The 16,916-nt window shown below is 71.5% G+C and carries 13 protein-coding genes; 3 read left to right on the top strand and 10 right to left on the bottom strand.

Annotation, left to right across the window (positions count from 1 at the left end; genetic code table 11):
* Positions 1-42: 42 nt before the first annotated feature.
* Genes O7602_RS30655 through O7602_RS30670 form a run of 4 tightly spaced genes read right to left on the bottom strand, consistent with a single transcriptional unit; the run spans position 43 to position 4,694 of the window.
* The gene (locus O7602_RS30655; protein WP_281586082.1) at positions 43-1,479 is read right to left on the bottom strand and encodes a hypothetical protein; all 1,437 of its coding nucleotides are present in this window, start codon (positions 1,477-1,479) and stop codon (positions 43-45) included.
* Positions 1,467-2,156, bottom strand: coding sequence for a hypothetical protein (locus tag O7602_RS30660; protein WP_281586083.1), 690 nt, complete (start codon positions 2,154-2,156; stop codon positions 1,467-1,469). The genes O7602_RS30655 and O7602_RS30660 overlap by 13 nt, the downstream gene beginning before the upstream one ends.
* Complete coding sequence (locus tag O7602_RS30665; protein ID WP_281586085.1) at positions 2,131-3,357, bottom strand: hypothetical protein; 1,227 nt, start codon at positions 3,355-3,357, stop codon at positions 2,131-2,133. Before O7602_RS30665 ends, O7602_RS30660 begins: the two co-directional genes overlap by 26 nt.
* Positions 3,354-4,694 carry an MATE family efflux transporter gene (locus O7602_RS30670; RefSeq protein WP_281586086.1) on the bottom strand — a complete coding sequence of 447 codons (1,341 nt, stop codon included), beginning with the start codon at positions 4,692-4,694 and terminating at the stop codon, positions 3,354-3,356. The genes O7602_RS30665 and O7602_RS30670 overlap by 4 nt, the downstream gene beginning before the upstream one ends.
* A gap of 748 nt (positions 4,695-5,442) precedes the next feature.
* On the opposite strand from O7602_RS30670, the gene O7602_RS30675 reads away from it, so the two are divergent.
* Together O7602_RS30675 and O7602_RS30680 are read left to right on the top strand one after the other, a co-directional pair.
* Positions 5,443-5,595: a hypothetical protein gene (locus O7602_RS30675; RefSeq protein ID WP_281586087.1), complete on the top strand. Its 153-nt coding sequence runs from the start codon at positions 5,443-5,445 to the stop codon at positions 5,593-5,595.
* 244 nt (positions 5,596-5,839) lie between these two features.
* Positions 5,840-7,498, top strand: a complete 1,659-nt coding sequence (locus O7602_RS30680; protein ID WP_281586089.1) for a cellulose-binding protein — start codon at positions 5,840-5,842, stop codon at positions 7,496-7,498.
* 52 nt (positions 7,499-7,550) lie between these two features.
* Here the strand turns inward: O7602_RS30680 and O7602_RS30685 are convergent, their stop codons facing one another.
* The 6 genes from O7602_RS30685 to O7602_RS30710 all read right to left on the bottom strand — a co-directional run bounded on the left by O7602_RS30685 (position 7,551) and on the right by O7602_RS30710 (position 14,326).
* Positions 7,551-8,996 (bottom strand): FAD-dependent monooxygenase, encoded by a 1,446-nt coding sequence (locus O7602_RS30685; protein ID WP_281586090.1) that lies wholly within the window; start codon positions 8,994-8,996, stop codon positions 7,551-7,553.
* 212 nt (positions 8,997-9,208) lie between these two features.
* Positions 9,209-10,279: a HAMP domain-containing sensor histidine kinase gene (locus tag O7602_RS30690; RefSeq protein ID WP_281586092.1), complete on the bottom strand. Its 1,071-nt coding sequence runs from the start codon at positions 10,277-10,279 to the stop codon at positions 9,209-9,211.
* Positions 10,272-10,955 (bottom strand): response regulator transcription factor, encoded by a 684-nt coding sequence (locus tag O7602_RS30695; protein ID WP_281586094.1) that lies wholly within the window; start codon positions 10,953-10,955, stop codon positions 10,272-10,274. Before O7602_RS30695 ends, O7602_RS30690 begins: the two co-directional genes overlap by 8 nt.
* A 5-nt stretch (positions 10,956-10,960) precedes the next feature.
* Complete coding sequence (locus tag O7602_RS30700; protein WP_281586095.1) at positions 10,961-11,614, bottom strand: VanZ family protein; 654 nt, start codon at positions 11,612-11,614, stop codon at positions 10,961-10,963.
* 250 nt (positions 11,615-11,864) lie between these two features.
* Positions 11,865-13,085, bottom strand: a complete 1,221-nt coding sequence (locus O7602_RS30705) for a hypothetical protein (RefSeq protein WP_281586097.1) — start codon at positions 13,083-13,085, stop codon at positions 11,865-11,867.
* The gene (locus O7602_RS30710) at positions 13,079-14,326 is read right to left on the bottom strand and encodes a DUF4145 domain-containing protein (protein WP_281586098.1); all 1,248 of its coding nucleotides are present in this window, start codon (positions 14,324-14,326) and stop codon (positions 13,079-13,081) included. Before O7602_RS30710 ends, O7602_RS30705 begins: the two co-directional genes overlap by 7 nt.
* 294 nt (positions 14,327-14,620) lie before the next feature.
* On the opposite strand from O7602_RS30710, the gene O7602_RS30715 reads away from it, so the two are divergent.
* The gene (locus O7602_RS30715; protein WP_281586100.1) at positions 14,621-16,891 is read left to right on the top strand and encodes a glycoside hydrolase family 44 protein; all 2,271 of its coding nucleotides are present in this window, start codon (positions 14,621-14,623) and stop codon (positions 16,889-16,891) included.
* The last annotated feature ends 25 nt before the right edge of the window (positions 16,892-16,916 follow it).

The raw sequence follows: 16,916 nt of genomic DNA on the forward strand, positions 1-16,916 counted from the left end.
GCGGGGCAGCCCCTGCTGCCCCGCCCCGGTTGATCGGTTCGTTCAGTGCGGGGCCACCACGCCGCGGTGCAGACCGGCGGCCTCGCCGACCTCGGAGAGGAGGAGATCCGTGTCGAGCAGCCGCAGCAGCGTCCGATCCACTCCGACCAGGACGGCACGGATGAGGTCCGGGGGCAGCAGAGTGGTGTCCGCGAGCAACGTCCAGCGCAGGTGCCCCGGCGCGTCGAGCACGTCACCGACCTCCATGAAGAACGAGGACCCGGCCGGCCGGCGCTCGGTCCACCGGAAGCTCGGCTCGGCCAGGGCCCGCCGCACCTCGTCGGGGTCGAGCGACACGGCGGCGGGCGGTGTCTCCGGCGCGCCGCGCATGTCGTTGAAGAAGCATCGGATCTCCGGCTCGGCGCCGCGTTCCCGGCTCACTTCGGCCAGCGCCGCCCACCCGTCGACCGGGTCGAAGCGGCCATGCCGGAACGACCGCACGGCCGTGATCCAGCAGTGCCGGACCAGGTCGGAGAAGGCCGGCCCGGTCAGGTCGACGACGGCCGGCATGTGCTGGGTCAGCGTGCCGACCGAGGCCCGCAGCGGCGCGGTGGTGCGGTTGCCGGTGACCAGCAGCAGCCCGCACCTGTCGGTCTCGGCGACCACACCCAGCAGGGCCGCGGTCACCGCGAGCGCGACCGTGGCGGTGCTGGTGCGGTACCGCTCGGCGAGCGCCCCCAGCATCGGCGCCGAGACCGGCGAGTCCAGGACACCGCGCCAGAACCGGGGTTCGGCCGGGTCCACCGGCCGGATCCCGGCGAAGTTGTCGAGCGGCACCGCGTCCAACTGCCGGCGCAGGTGGGCCACGGCGGCGGCGCTGACCTTCCGGCCCCGGGGGGAACGCTCGAAGGCGGCGAGGTCGGCGGGATGAACCAGTTCCGGAGCCGCCGGATCGGGGCGCCCCGCCGCCCGGCAGGCGAGCATCTCCGCCAGCACCCGTGCCGCCAGACGGCTGCTCTGCAGGTCGGCCGCCAGGTGGGAGATGCAGAGCACCAGAGCCCGGGGCACACCCGCGTGCACGTAGACCAGAACGCGCATCGGCAGTTCCCGATCGTGATCGAACGGTGTCGCCTCGAGCTGCTCGTCCAGGTCCCGGGCGGTCGCCGCGAACTGCTCGGCCGGACCGGTGCCGGAGAAGACCCCGACCGGGATGCTGCCGCGGTCGAGCACCTCCTGGACCAGCCGGCCGTCCCGTCGCGGGAACCGCGTGCGCAGTGCCTCGAAGCGACCCGCCAGCGCACCCACCGCGGCGCACACCATGGCCAGGTCCACTCCCGCAGGGATCAGCACCGGCACCGTGACGTTGTAGGCGGTGCCCGGCGGCATCCGGCGGATGTCGCGTTCCACGAGCACCTGCCCCCAGGTCAGGTGCTCGGTGAGCGCCCGGGAGCCGGTGAAGTGCGCCGGCTGCCAGCGCACGTCGGCGGTCAGGCCGGACACGATGCGTAGCCATCCAGTGTCCGGACCGCCGCGTCCCGGCGGTTCTCCAGGTAGAGCTCGTTCCACCGGCCCAGCGCCACGTCGGACGCGTGCGGGCCGAGGAACCGGGCGGTGACCGAGGCGCGGTAGGCGGCCCAGGTGGTCGCCGGGCTGACCAGCCGGCTGGCAGCCGGCACGGTCCGCGCCGGCCCGACCGGCAGGTCGCTGCCGGCGGACACGGCGTCGGCCCAGCTCTCCTGCGCGTCGAGGGCGGCCAGCACGGCGTCGAACGGCAGGCCCCGCAGCTCGGTGGCCGCCACCGCGCGGCTGCGGAAGCCGGTCGCCGATACCGGGCCGAACCGCTCGATCGCGATCGCCACCGGCAGCATCGCCCGCGGCGCGAACCACTCGCAGCCGAGCACGGCCAGCGTGGGCAGGCCGCCGGTGTCGGGGTCGTCCGCCGTGACGATCCGCCACTCCGCGAAGGGCAGCGCGATGCCCGCGGACCGGAACGTGGCCGCGTCGGCGCCGCAGTCCGGGCAGGCCATCACCCGGACCGCCATCGGCGGTGCGGGCGGGCGGATCACCCCCGGCGGCTGATCGGCCGGGATGAGGAAGTGCGCCGCGACCTCGCGGCGCGCCATCCGTTCGACAAGGGTGCCCAGGGCCGGGTCAGGAGTCGTGGCAAGCGTGGTCATGTCGGAAGTCCTCTCCACGGGCGCCGGCCGGAACGCCGGCCGTGACGAAGGTGCCGGGGCTCCGGCCGTGCAGGCCGAGGGCGACCGCCGCCGCGCCGAGGTCGATGAGCGCCGTGCGGCCGGCGGCGCCGAGGGCCGTACCGTCCGCGCCGGTCAGGCCGGAGTCCACCCAGGACGACACGGCCGCACGGATCCGGGCCGGGTGGGCGGGATCGAGTGGGACGGGCAGGTCACGGCGTACCGCCGCGGCCTCCAGCCCGAGCAGGTATCCGGCAGCCCAGATCTCCAGCGCGGCCCGCGCCGACGGCTGCGGTCCCGGCCGGTGGTCCAGGTACGCGGCCAGCGCGTTCGTCACCTGCTCGGCGCTGACCCCGATCAGGTCGCACCAGTCCTCCCAGTACCAGCAGAACTCGTTGCCGGCGGGCTCACCCGTGTGCGGGCGGAGCAGTCGGATCAGGCAGCGGGAGTCCTTGACCTGCACGACGTACTCGTCGTGGGACCGGTAGCGGGAACCCAGGGCCAGTGCCGTCTCGATCCGGGGGTCGAGCGCCCAGTGCGTGGCGGACGGCACCGGCGGCGCCCACACGGTGGCGTGGTGCCGGCCGCCGTGCCCGGCGATCAGGGTCGGCAGCCCACGGTTGTCGACCAGGTGGGGCACGGTCGTCAGCAGCGGCACGCCGCGCTCCCGGCAGTATCTGGCGATCATCTGGTCGTCGTCGGTGACCTCGTCCGGGATCGGCCGCAGATAGTCGGCCAGGTCCGCGGCCACGCCGGCCGGCAGCAGGAACGCCAGCGCCGGGGTCCACTCCATCGGGGACAGCGGCGCCCACGGCGATCCGACGACCGCGGCCAGGCGGGACAGGAAGCTGTTCTGCGGGCTGCTCCAGTCGGTGTAGAGGGCGATGCCGTGTGCCGGGCGGTGCGCGATCGCGGCGACCACGCGCGCGGCGAAGTCGTCGCAGACCCGGGCGTCGTCCTGGAGCACCAGGTGGTGCGTGGCGCCCTCGGCGATCGAGGCCCAGGCGACCTTCGCGGTCCGCAACGGGCTGCGTGCGGCGTCGGGTGCCGGGTCCGGCACGATGCGCGCGGACAGCGGGCGGCACGCCTCGACGAGGGTGTCCAGGACGACGTCCCGCGCCGGATGATGCATGATCGTCACGCTGAGGCGTACGTCCTCCGGCCGCCACTCGGGACGGCTCACCGGGCGTCCACCCGGCTGATCCGGCGGACGTGTCGCCACGTCAACAGCGGGACGACGAACATGCCGCAGGCGTTGAGCACCGCGATCGTCCAGTACAGGGCCGACGGATCCTGTTGGGTCCGGGCCAGCGCGCTGCCGACCACCACCATGCCCCCGAAATAGGGCACGTTCAGCAGCAGCGCGATCAGGCCCCCGCCGACCTGTTCGAGCAGGAGCAGCGTCATCACGTTCAAGCCCAGGCCGAAGTAGGTCAGGCCGACGATCGCCAGGAACCGCCCGGTCTCCGCCGACACCGTCGGGTCACCGGCCAGCACCGCGGCCAACGGCTCCCGGCACAACCAGATCGCGGCGGCGAGCACCGCGTACACCGCGGCGGTCAGGCGCAGCCCGGCAGCGAGCGTGGCCGGCCCGTCCCCGGGCCGACCCGCCCCCCGCGACTGATTGAGCACGATCGCGGTCGCCGAACCGAGCGCCGAGGCGGGCACGATGAGCAGATTCTGCAGGGCGCCGGCCGCCGAGTATCCGGACACCACGTCCGGCCCGAACGGGCTGAGCGCCCAGAGCAGGCCCGCGTTCGCGACGGCCATCACCACGAACGACACCGTGACCGGCAGCCCGGTGCCGGTCAGCCGCCCGATCGCCTCCGGACGCCAGGTCAGCGGCCCGCTCGCCGTCCAGAGCCCGCAGCGGTACACCTGCACCAGGCCGACGGCGAGCGCGGCCACGCCGCCGACCGCGATCGCGACCGGAAGCGCGTACACCCCGAGGTCGGTGCCGAAGCCCAGGACCGCGACGCCGCCGACCTCCAGGGTCGCGCCGGTCAGCACCACGGCCGCCGCGGAGCCCGGCCGGCCGTAGCCGCGCAGGCTCGACGAGAGCAGCACCGTCGGGAAGAAGATCAGGTTGGCCAGGCAGGCCCAGCGGGTGAAGGCGACGAAATCCCCCACGGACGCGTCCGGGACGTTCAGCAGCGTCGCCAGCCACGGCGCCGCCACGATCAGCGCGAGGCTGACGGTGCCCCAGACGGCCGCGCCGACGCGGGCCATGCTGGCGGCCACCGGAAGGACGTCCCCCGGCCGGCCCGCGCCGCGGCTCACCGAGGCGGAGACCTGGTTGCTCACGTCGAAACCCACCTGGAGGGCGGCGAAGAGCAGCGCCAGCGGTACGTAGAGGGAGCGCACGTACATCGCCTCGACGCTGATCCGGGCCATCAGCGCGATCACCATCACCGGCACCAGCACGCCGGCCGTCTCGCCGAGCGCGATCGTGCCGGCGAGGCGGCGGATCCGAGCCGGGCCGTCCCAGACGACCGGGGTCGGTGCTTCCGTGGTGCTCACGACGGCGTCACCGCCGATGCACCGGCAGTCGGACGTACGGGCATGAGACCCACCCCCATTTTGGGCTCGCGGCTCGCGGTGACGCACCGAACATAGGTTCGGACGAATCAGGCCCACAAGCTGCCCAAAGGGCTATGCCCATGGGAGATGCGCGACGGCGGCCCCGAGGCGTGTGACGAGCTGACCGTCTCGGCGATGCGGGACGGGATCCGTCAGGTCGTGCCCGTGCGGAAAGTCCGGGACGAGAAAGTCGCCGCTTCCACAGTGGCGATCGCGGATATTCCGCCGTCTGTCGATTACGCTGACTCGGCCGGCCGCCAGCACCGGTTGCCCGAGCCGTAGGCATTCGCCCACGGTGTTGCCCGCATCGGCTGGATGCGGGGTGGTCTCGTTCGCCTCGTCGAGAATTCTTCGCCTTCGCGTCTGAATCACTGCTTTGCAGGAAATGACAGACCAGCGCTCTCGGCGAAGGAGCAGTTCATGACGGCACCAGTGGCCGACCCGAATTCTTCCCCGCGCCGAGTCAGCTTCACCTCCTCCGAGCCGGCCGAGGTGCGGGATTTCGTCAGCCGGACGTACGGCGCGCACCTGGTGATGGACCCGCCGGCACAGGGGACCCCGCTGATCAGCATCGACCGGGTGGAGAGCGACGGGATCAGCCTGAGCGTGGTGCGCTGCGCGGCGGACCTCGCGTTCCCCGCACGTCGATCTCGGCGTCGTCGACGTCGCCCGGGCCGCCGGGGTCAGCGTGCGGGCTCTCCAGCTCGCGTTCCGCCGTCACCTCGACACCACCCCGAGCGCCTACCTGCGCCGGATCCGCGTCGACGTGCCCCGGGAGGAGTTGGGCTGGCAGTACCACGACGAGTACGGGAAGCCACCCGACGAGACCCTGCGGCGGTGACCTCGGGCCAGCCGTCGGCGCTCGGTGCCGGGACCGGTTGGCGTCGATGCCCCGAGAAGCGGGGCGCACCTCGTTGCAACAAACCTGCACGTCCCAGGTCTTGCTTCGCCGGTAAGCGCTTTCTTAGCCTGTGTTTCATCGATGTTTCGGTCCTTGGTCGGCCGAGTGCGCGCACGCGAAACCACACGCGGTGGCGGGCTGTGGAGACAGTCCCGCACCGTGCCTACTCCTGTGAGGAGAAACCGTGCGATCTGTAGTGCGACGCAAGCTTCTAGCCGGCGGCACCACCGTAGCCGCCCTGGCCGTCATCGCCGCGGCGCTGCCGATGTCCCAGGCATCCGGAGCGTTCGGCAAATCGAGTAATGCATTGGTCTCTGCAAATGCAACAAACCTCAGCCTCGGTGCCGGCGCCGACGGTTCCAGCAAGGCCGGCGGCACCAGTTACGGCAACGCGATCGACGGCGACATGAACAGTTGGTGGTCGCCGTCCGGCGCGACCGGCCGCGTCTCGGTGAAGTGGGGTTCCGCCACCACGGTTTCCTCGATCAACATCCGGGAGGCGGCCGGCGCCGTCGGGGCCATCGGGTCCTGGCGGGTCGTGAACAACGACACCGGCGCCACCCTGACCAGCGGCACCGGCGCGGGCGTCATCACCTTCACCGCGACCGCACTCCGCAAGATCAACTTTGAGATCACCAGCTCGACCGGCACGCCGCGGGTCGCCGAGTTCGAGACGTACGCCTCGGGCGCGACCCCGCCGCCGACCACCCCGCCGCCGACCACCGGACCGACCACCCCGCCGCCGACCACGCCCCCGCCGTCGGGCAACTCGCTGTACGTGGCGCCGACCGGCACCGACGGCGCGGCCGGCACGCAGGCGAACCCGACGACGCTCGCCTCCGCGATCACCCGGATCGCCGCCGGCGGCACCATCTACCTGCGCGGCGGCACCTACCGCTACTCGCAGACCATCACCATCGGCCAGGGCAACAACGGCACGTCGAGCGCGCGTAAGAACATCTTCGCCTACCCGGGCGAGACCCCGATCCTGAACTTCTCGGCCCAGAGCGAGGACCCGGCGAACCGCGGCCTCCAGGTGGGCGGATCGTACTGGCACATCCGCGGCATCGTCGTCGAGCGGGCCGGGGACAACGGCATCCTGCTCGCCGGTAACAACAACATCATCGAGCGTGTGGTCACGCGCCACAACCGGGACTCGGGGCTCCAACTCTCCCGACTGGTCGCCAACGCCCCACGCGACCAGTGGCCCGCCAACAACCTCATCGTCAGCACCGAGTCGCACGACAACGTCGACTCCGACGGTGAGGACGCCGACGGCTTCGCCCCGAAGCTCACCGTCGGCCCCGGCAACGTCTTCCGCTACACCGTGTCCCACAACAACATCGACGACGGCTACGACCTCTACACCAAGAGCGACACCGGCGCCATCGGCGCGGTGACCATCGAGTCCTCCCTCGCCTACGACAACGGCACCCTGAGCAACGGCGGTCAGGCCGGCAACGGCGACCGCAACGGGTTCAAGCTCGGCGGCGAGGACATCGGGGTGAACCACGTCGTCCGGGGCAACATCGCCTACCACAACGGACAGCACGGGTTCACGTACAACCGCAACGTCGGCTCGATGACGGTGTCGAACAACGCCAGCGTCGGCAACACCGAGCGGAACTTCAACTTCGACGGCGGCTCCTCGGTGTTCCGGAACAACACGTCCTGCAACAGCGGCTCGAACGACCGGATCGTCGGCAACTCCGACAGCTCGAACCAGTTCTGGTCCGGCACCAACGGATCCCGTTGCTCCGCGTACTCCGGTGCCCTGGGTTGGTCCTTCGCCTCCGACGGACGCCTCGTCGTCACCTTCGGCGGCCGGGTGGTCACGCCGTAACCGCCGGGCGACGCCGGCGTCACCGCAGTGGTGACGCCGGCGTCCCGTGGCGTCAGGCCGCGGGTTCGCCGAACCAGCGGGTGAGGTGCGCGTCCAGCTCCTGCTGATCGTCGCCGATCCACGCGACGTGGCCGTCGGGGCGGAGCAGGACGGCCGGAACGTCAAGCGCCGCGGTGGGATCCGGGAGGAGGTCGACCCGGTCCGACCAGCCGCCGACGGTGAGGCGTTCGGTGCGGTCCAGCAGCAGGCCACGACCGCGGTGCATCAGGTCGTAGAGGCGGCCCGGTTTCACGTCGATGTCCCGCAGCCGGCGACCCAGCAGGTCGGGGCCTTCGCCGACGTCGTATCGGACGGTGATACCGACGATCTTCTCGGTCAGCAGGCGGTTCACCTCGTCGATGTCCATCAGTTCGGTGAGCAGTCGGCGTAGGGCCTGCGGGCCGGGTTCGGTGGACGACAGCTCCGTCTGGGCGTGGATGGTGTCCAGCACGGCGCCGGCGACCGGATGGCGCTCGGCATGGTAGGTGTCCAGCAGCGTCGCCGGCGCCCAGCCGCGGACCTGTGCGGCAAGCTTCCAGCCGAGGTTCACCGCGTCCTGCACGCCCAGGTTGAGGCCCTGGCCACCGATGGGTGGGTGGATGTGTGCCGCGTCGCCGGCCAGCAGCACCCGCCCGACCCGATACCGTTCGGCCAGCCGGCTGGCATCGCCGAAGCGGGACAGCCAGCGCGGGGAGTGCACGCCGAAATCGGTCCCGACGATGGCGCGCAGTTGCCTGCTGAAGTCCTCCAGCACGGGCGGCTGAGCGCGATCACTGACGCCCGCGGCCGGGACCACGACGCTGTAGACCCCGTCGCCCACCGGCCTGAGCCAGAACGACCGATGGGTCCGGCCCAGGTCCGCCATCCTGGCGGCGATCTCCTCGGGCGGTACGCCCACCCGCATCTCGCCCATCAGCGTCTCGGTCCGCGCGGGTTCGCCGGGGAAGCCGACGCCGAGCCGTTTGCGCACCGTGCTGCGCCCGCCGTCGCAGCCGACGAGATAGCGCGTACGCAGTCGCTCCCCGCCGGCCAACTCGACGGTCACGCCGTCGTCGTCCTGCTCGAAACCGGTCACCGCACCACCGCGTCGGACCCGCGCGCCCAGGTCGATCGCGTGTTCTTCGAGCAGGCGGACGATGACCGGCTGCGGGATGCCCAGCAGGTAGGCGTGCGCGGAGTCCAGGCCGCGGGGCGCTGGTTTGTCGATGGCGGCGAAGAAGCCACCGGCCGGACGCTGTCGTGCGTGTGCGCGAATGCGCTCCAGCAGCCCACGCATCGCCATCAGCTCGATACTGCGGACGTGCAGGCCGACTATGCGGGCGAAGGACACCGGCTCGGTTTCCGGATCCAGGACGAGGACCCGCACACCGTGCAGCCGGAGTTCGGCGGCCAGCATCGCGCCGGTCGGTCCGCATCCGGCGATGACCACATCGAACGCGGGGGACTTCAGAGGGTGCATGGTGTTGCCTTTCGGGAGAGCCCGGTGGGCGAGGCGCTCCCGGCGACACCTACGTCAGTCGCCCGACCGTGACGACAGGGGGGAGCACCCACTTCGATACGACGTTCATGGGTCTCACCTCCTCGATCGGTCACGGCCAGCCGCAAGATACGAGCCGGCGCCACACTCCGTCCAGCCATTTCCCGGAAAGCCGACGACCGCCCCGTCCACCCTCAGGTAACCGATACGCCCGAGCGAGGGTCCGGGTTGTCGCCGGGGCGGGGAATTCTCCGGCCATCCGCGGGGAGCCGGACCGTGACCGACAGCCCCCCGCCGGGGCGGGGTACGAGGCCCAACGTCCCGTGGTGCGTCCGGACGACGCGGTGCACGATGGCCAGGCCGAGGCCGACACCGTCGTGGTCGCCGGTCCGCGCGCGGTCCGTTCCCCGCTGGAAGGGCTCGGTGAGGGTCGGCACCACACCGGTGGGCAGGTTGTGCGCGATGGCGTTCTGGACGAGATTCGTCACCACCCGCGCCAGAAGTTCGGCGGAGCCGGTGGCGGGGGCCGGCCCGCCGGTGACGTCGAGGGTGATCCGACGCTCCTCGGCGACGGGCAGCAGCGTTTCGACCGCCTCCTCGGCGAGGAGCGAGAGGTCGACGCGTTCCCGGGTGACGTCGCCGCGGCTGAGCAGCAGGAGCGCCTCGGTGAGGTCGATCGCCCGCCGGTTGACCTGGCGCAGGCGATCGATGAGTTCGTCCCGGTCGCCGGCGGGGTCGGCGCGGGCCACCTCGAGGAGCGTCCGCGAGATGGCCAGCGGGGTACGCAGTTCGTGCGAGGCGTTCGCGGCGAACCTCCGCTGCTCGGCGACGTGGGACTCGAGCCGGTCGAGCATCGTGTCGAACGCGTCGGAGAGCTCCCGGAACTCGTCCTGCCGGCCGGTCATGCGGATCCGGTGCGACAGCGACCCGGTCCCGGCCGTCCGGGCCGCGTCCGTGATCCGGGTCAGTGGCGCGAGCATCCGGCCGGCGAGGATCCACCCTCCGACGAGACCGAACGCCAGCAGGATCGCCAGGGTCTCGGCCGCCCTCGGGGCGAAGACGCGCAGGAGGTTGGACCGGACCGGGAAGACGCCGGTGGTGAGGGTGTCGGTGGAGCCGGGGTCGATGAGCATCGCCCGGTCGGGGACGTAGCGCAGGAGGAACACCCACACCGCCGCGAGCAGCAGCACGCCGGCGAGCACGAGGAACCCGGCGTAGCTGAGGGTGAGCTTGCCCCGAACGCTCAGCCCCGGCGTCCTAGCCACGCCCGTCCCCGGCCGCCGGTGTCCCGATGCGGTAGCCGACGCCGGGCACGGTGGCGATGACCCACGGTTCGCCGAGCCGTTTCCGCAGCGCGGAGACGGTGATGCGGACCGCGTTGGTGAACGGGTCGGCGTGGGCGTCCCAGGCCCGTTCCAGCAACTCCTCGGCGCTCACCACCCCGCCTTCGGCGGCGACGAGGACTTCCAGCACGGCGAACTGCTTACGGGTGAGCGCGACGTAGCGCCCGTCGCGGAACACCTCCCGCCGGAACGGGTCGAGCCGCAGGCCGGCGATCTGGCGCACCGGCGGCCGGGCGTACGCGCGCCGACGGTCGAGCGCCCGTAGCCGCAGGACGAGTTCCCGCAGCTCGAACGGCTTGGTGAGGTAGTCGTCGGCGCCCAGCTCGAACCCGGAGGCCTTGTCGTCGATCCGGTCGGCGGCGGTGAGCATCAGGATCGGGATGCCGCTGCCGGAGGCGACGATGCGCCGGGCCACCTCGTCGCCGGACGGGCCGGGGATGTCGCGGTCGAGCACCGCCAGGTCGTAGGCGTTGACGCTGAGCAGTTCCAGCGCGGAGTCGCCGTCACCGGCGACGTCCGCGGCGATCGCCGCCAGGCGCAGACCGTCCCGGACGGCTTCGGCCAGGTAGGGCTCGTCCTCCACGATCAGTACGCGCATGCGACTCAGTCTGCCGCCACCGACGCCCGGCGGGGCCGTTCCGATGGCGGCTGCGCCGCGACACGCCACCAGCGTCGCGACGCCAGCCCGAACAGCGCCGCGCCGGCGGCGTTGACCAGGACGTCGTCCACGGACGACACCCGGTCCAGCCGCAGCGCGTACTGGAGGATCTCGACCACGGTCGAGCAGCCCGCACCGAGCGCCAGGAGGCGCGGCACGGACGCCATCGCCGCGGACCGGATCGGGGCGAAGAACCCCAGCGCCGCGAAGACCAGCAGGTTGCCCCCGATCCCGAGCGGACCCATGGTGACCAGATCCCGGAGCGGGACCAGGCTCAGCCGGCCCGGAACGACGCCGGCGCCCGGTCCGGGCATCATGGTCAGCCAGACGAACGGCACGGTCCCGTAGACCATCCCCACCTCGGCCAGCGACACCCGCCACGCCGGGGCGTGCCCGGCGGCCCGCCGGGCCGACGCCAGGGCGCACCCGACCAGCGCGGCCAGCGGCAGCCCGACGAGCATCATGAGCAGCACGCCGTTCTCGGTGTCGAAACAGCCGTGCCACCGGCCGGCGCGGCACGCCGGGGCGGCCATCAGGAGCGGCCGGCGCGCGGCGAACACCGCGCCCGCCAGGCCGAGGACCGCCAGACCGACAAGCACGATCCTCGGTGTACGGGGCGCCCACCGGCTCCGGTCGCCCACCTCAGCCAACCGATCCGTCGCTCGGCGCGGGGGCGAGGCCGCCGCCGACGGCATCGATGACGTGGTGAAGGATCACTGTTCCGCCGATCTCCTGGCGAGGCCGGTCAGGTGCCGTCGCCCCTCCATTGAAGAGATCGGGCTGTCGCGGTGGCGTATGCGTTTTCCGATACGTCCGCGATAACCCGGTCCAGCAGGGGACCGCCGAGAGCTAGTCGTGCGCGCGTTTCGGCATCGGGGGAGAATCCGCCTGCCAGGTCACCAGCCACTCCGGGGGCTCCGCCCGGTCCAGTCGCCAGCCGACCAGCAATGCCAGTTGTCGGGATATCGCGAGATCCAGGAGAGGCCACGCGGTGTCGAAGCCGTTGTCGCGCACGGGCATCCGCTTCCATCCGGAGCCGTCGACGGAGTACCAGACCAGACCGGACTGCTCCTGCCCATCGCTGCCGTAGGTGTGTCCGACGGCGACGAATCCGCTGCCCCAGGTCCGCACCGCGGCCACCCGGCGTTGATCCGGCGGGACGACACCGGCGTCGGGCAGATGTCCCGGCTCGATGGTCGCCCGCCTCCACTTCCCCTGACGGCGGTACCAGGCCAGCGGTTCCTCGGATCCCGCTCGATGGGCCAGGAGCACCGTCGTGTCGGCGTTGCCGCTCACGTGGTCGACGGCGCCGACGTCTCCGAGCCCTTCGGTGATGTCCTGCCACCGGCCATTGTCCCGGGAGAAGAGGATCTTCGTTTCCTTCGCGGTGGTCATGGCCAGGAGGAAGCCGTCCGGCGTCGCCGCCAACGTGGTGAGGGGCGGATCCGGGTCGACCGGGCCGGGCACCTTGACCATCGCGGTGAAGGTGTGACCGTCCGGCGAGTACCACACATAGACGCCGTGGTGCCGGGCGGGCGTGACGGCATCCCGGCCGACCACCAGCACACCCTCCGGGCCTGCCGCGATGGCGACGGCGAGATCCCCCCGGTAGCGCACGGCCAGATCCCCGAACTCCAATCGGGTTGTGTCCCAGGTGTCGCCATCCTCGGTGCGTCGTACCACGAGGTCGTTCCGCGTGTCCCAGCCGAGGAGGTAGGCCGCCTCGCCATAGGCTGCCGCGAACCGGTCGCAGCAGCTAGGTGGCTTCATCGTCCCTTTCGGCGTGCTCAGGTGCCAGGTACGACCATCCGTGGACGTGTAGGTCTCCTCGTCGCGCCCTTCCAGGCCACCGGCGTCGTGGGCGAGCAGGAAACCGCCGTCCCATCCCACCGCCTCCAGATCGACGCCGATCGTCCCCAGCCGGGTCGGCGGCATCCTGAGCCACTCGGGCGGCTGGAAGGTGACCTGTCCGGGTGGCCTGGAGCTGGTTGTCGGGCGGGACCGCGAGGCGTCGTCCGTGCACCCCGATGCGAGCAGCAGGAGCAGCGCGGTTGCCAGTCGGGTCAGCACGACGGCCTCCACTGTGAGTCGGCGAGGTGCAGGCAGAATTTTCGGGCGGCGGTGGGAGCGGTGACGCGGAACGGCGGCTGTGCGGGGTCCGGAAGCACCAGAGATCCCGCATCGGCGCCGGAGGTCCAGCTCAGGACCAGCCGGAACTCGACCTCCGCGCCGCTCACTCTCGGCGTGATCAGGAACTGCTCCGGCTCGGTCTGGTTGATCTTGTACGGAAACGGGACCGAGCCAGCCTCCGCGACGACCCGGGGACGGACGGCGTCGAGATCCAGCAGGAACTTCCGGGGCCGGAGGCCTCCCTCGCAGCCCACCGGCAGGTACGTCCCGATCATCGCCGGGTCGCGCCGCTGCACCTCCACCTTCATCGACTGGAGCACGACTGACCGGTCGGCCAGGCCCTGCACGGTGAGGGTGATTTCTCCGTTGCTGGCCAGCACCGCCTCCGCCGAGGGACGGCTCGGGGAGTAGGGGACCGGGGCACTGCCCCGGCCGGGGACCACCCAGCCGGAGGATCGGCAGGCGACCGCGTCGAACGAGACAGCAGCCGCGATCGGGGGCCCCGACGGCGGTCCCGGGGAGGGAGGACCGTCGGTCGCGGGGTCGCGTGTCGACGGGAGTTGGGACGATCCCACGAGAATGGCTACGGCTACCGCCGCCGCGATCGCGGCGCTGCCGGCGGCCACCTTCAACCCGGTCGACACCGACCGGTCCCGCCCCACCTCGGACTCGAATGCCTGTTGGAGCTTGTCCAACCTCTTGTTGATGTTGCTGAGTGAATCGCGCAGCGAGGTTGTCTCGGCCGCCGGCCGGCGTGTGAATGAATGAGTGACTTCGCGACCGGTCTGGGCGCGGTACCACCATGCTCCCAGCTCGAAGCAGGCGGCGACCACCGATGCCGCTTTCTCGGTTTCGCCGCAGTACTCGTGAACCGCCTGGTTGCCGTCACGTCGGATGAGGTGAAAGATTTGCGCGACGTGTTCCGGGACGACCCCGACCCGCGCCAGTTCCCTAATCCGGAAGTTCTGGTCCTTGATCTTCCTCGGTTCGAGTCCCGCCTGCTTGGCCAGCATCTTCGCCATGGTTTCGGCGAACCTGCGCGCTTTCGCCAGCGCCGCGTCCGGGTCGGAGTCGACATACATCTCCGCCGCTGCCGCGTCCGCCGCCAGGACGAGCGCCGGCTCTGCCAGGAAACGGAAGTTGTCCGACGATTCCACGAGGAGTGTCAGTTGATCAGTCATCGCTCTCCCAGGTGCCAAGATGCGAGCAGGACAGAATAGCGGGAGGCGACGATCAGCAGAAGAGGCGGCGCGGGCGAATCGAGCTCGAATCCGCCCGGTTGCGAGGCGGTGGAATCCGAATTGATCTCGCATTGATGTCTGTCAAGCGAGTTGCCCCGCTCTCGTCCGGACCGATGCGGCGTGCGGGCCGCTGCCCCTCTCCGGCCGTGGGGTATTGACGTGATCGGAGAATCGCGCCAGGCTGTGGCGGCGCTCCCAACGGCGAGCTTCGATTTCCTTCGGAAGGAAAAGCTCGTGCGTCCCACCACCGCACTGCTCCCGGTCGTGCTGGCCGCCACCCTCGGCGGCCTGGCCCTGCCGGAACCCGCCCTGGCTGCGGCCGGCCCGGCGCTGGCCGTCGACGCCACCGCCGGCCGGCACGCGATCAGCCCGTACGTCTACGGCATGAACTTCGCCGACGAGGCCCTCGCCCGGGAGCTGCGGCTGCCGGTGCACCGGTACGGCGGCAACGCCACCACCAGGTACAACTTCCGCAACGACACCACCAACCGGGCCGCGGACTGGTATTTCGAGAACATCCCGAACGACAACCCGGACCCGGACAGCCTTCCCGACGGCTCGGACAGCGACCGGTTCGTGGCGCGGAACAAGGCCACCGGCACCGACACCATCATGACCGTGCCGATGATCGGCTGGGTCGCCAAGGACCGGGCCAGGGCGTGCGGTTTCAGCGTCGCCAAGTACGGCCCGCAGGAGTCCACCGACCCGTGGGCGCCGGACTGTGGCAACGGGAAGAAGCCGGACGGCAGCCTGATCACCGGCAACGACCCGGAGGACACCAGCGTGGCGGTCGGGACGCAGTACGCCGCCGACTTCGTCACCCACCTCAAGGAGCGGTTCGGCGCGGCCGGGAACGGCGGGGTTCGGTTCTACAACCTGGACAACGAGCCGGACCTGTGGCACTCCACCCACCGCGACGTCCGCCCGGCCGGGCTGGGCTACGACGAGCTGCGCGACCGCACCTACCAGTACGCCGCGGCGATCAAGGCGGCCGACCCGGGGGCGAAGACGCTCGGCCCGGTCGGCTGGGGCCTGAACTCGATCTTCTACTCGGGCCTGGACCAGGACACCTGCTCCCGGACCGGCTGCTGGTCCAACCCGCCGGACAAGGCCGTGCACGGGGGCCAGGATCTCGGCCCGTGGTATCTGGACCGGATGCGGGAGTACGAGCAGGAGCACGGCAACCGAATCCTCGACTACTTCGACGTGCACCTCTACCCGCAGCAGTCCGGCGTCAGCGGGTCGGACGCAGGCGACGCCACCACCCAGGCGCTGCGCCTGCGCTCGACGCGTCAGCTCTGGGATCCGACGTACGTGGACGAGAGCTGGATCAACCAGCCGGTCCGCTTCATTCCCCGGATGCGGGAGCTGGCCGACAAGCACTACCCCGGCACGAAGATCGCGATGACCGAGTACAGCTGGGGCGGGTTCGGTTCGCTCAACGGCGCGCTCGCCCAGGCGGACGTGCTCGGCATCTTCGGCCGGGAGGGGCTCGACCTGGCCAGCCTCTGGACCGCGCCGACGGCCGACCAGCCGGTGGCCAACGCCTTCCGCATCTACCGCAACTACGACGGCAAGGGCGGCGCGTTCGGTGAGACGTCCGTCCGGGCGACGAGCGCCGACCAGGACAAACTGGCCGTGTACGCGGCCGAGCGCACCTCCGACAAGGCGACCACCCTGGTGGTGGTGAACAAGAGCGGGGACGACCTGACCAGCCCGGTGGCGCTCACCGGCGTCACCGCCAGCAGCGCCGAGGTGTACCGCTACAGCGCGGCGAACCTCACCGGGATCACCCGGGAGGCCGACCAGTCGGTGACCGCCAACCGCTTCACCGCCACGTTCCCGGCCAACTCGATCACCCACCTGGTGCTGCCGCGTGGCGCCGCGCCCGGCGACACCGAGCCGCCGACCGCGCCGGGCAAGCCGACCGCCGGCACGGTCACCGCCGACAGTGTCGCGCTGAGCTGGGCGCCGTCCACCGACGACACCGGCGTGACCGGGTACGACGTGCACCGGGTCGACGCCACCGGCACGGTGAAGGTGGGCAGCGCCACCGGCACCTCGTACACCGCGACCGGGTTGAGCCCGGACACCCCATACACCTTCGTGGTGACCGCTCGCGACGCGGCGGGCAACGTCTCGACGGCCTCGCCCGGGCTGGCGGTGCGGACCGCGCCCACCACCCCGGCCGGCGGCTGCTCGGTGGCATACGCGGCGAACAGTTGGCCGGGCGGCTTCACCGCGACCGTCACGATCAAGAACACCGGCACCACCGCGATCGACGGCTGGAAGTTGGGCTTCGACTTCCCGACCGCCACCCAGAAGGTCGGTCAGGGCTGGTCGGCGACGTGGGAGCAGAGCGGGGTGGGTGTGACTGCGGAGAGCCTGAGTTGGAACGCCCGGCTGGCCCCCGGCGCGTCGACGAGCATCGGCTTCAACGGCTCGTGGAGCGGCACCAACCCGGCGCCGGCCGTCTTCGTGCTCAACGGCAGGCGCTGCGGCTGACCCCGATCCGGGCCGGGGGTGCGGC

Origin of the sequence: Micromonospora sp. WMMD1128 (genome assembly GCF_027497235.1) — a bacterium.
In the GTDB taxonomy this organism is placed as follows: Bacteria; Actinomycetota; Actinomycetes; order Mycobacteriales; family Micromonosporaceae; genus Micromonospora.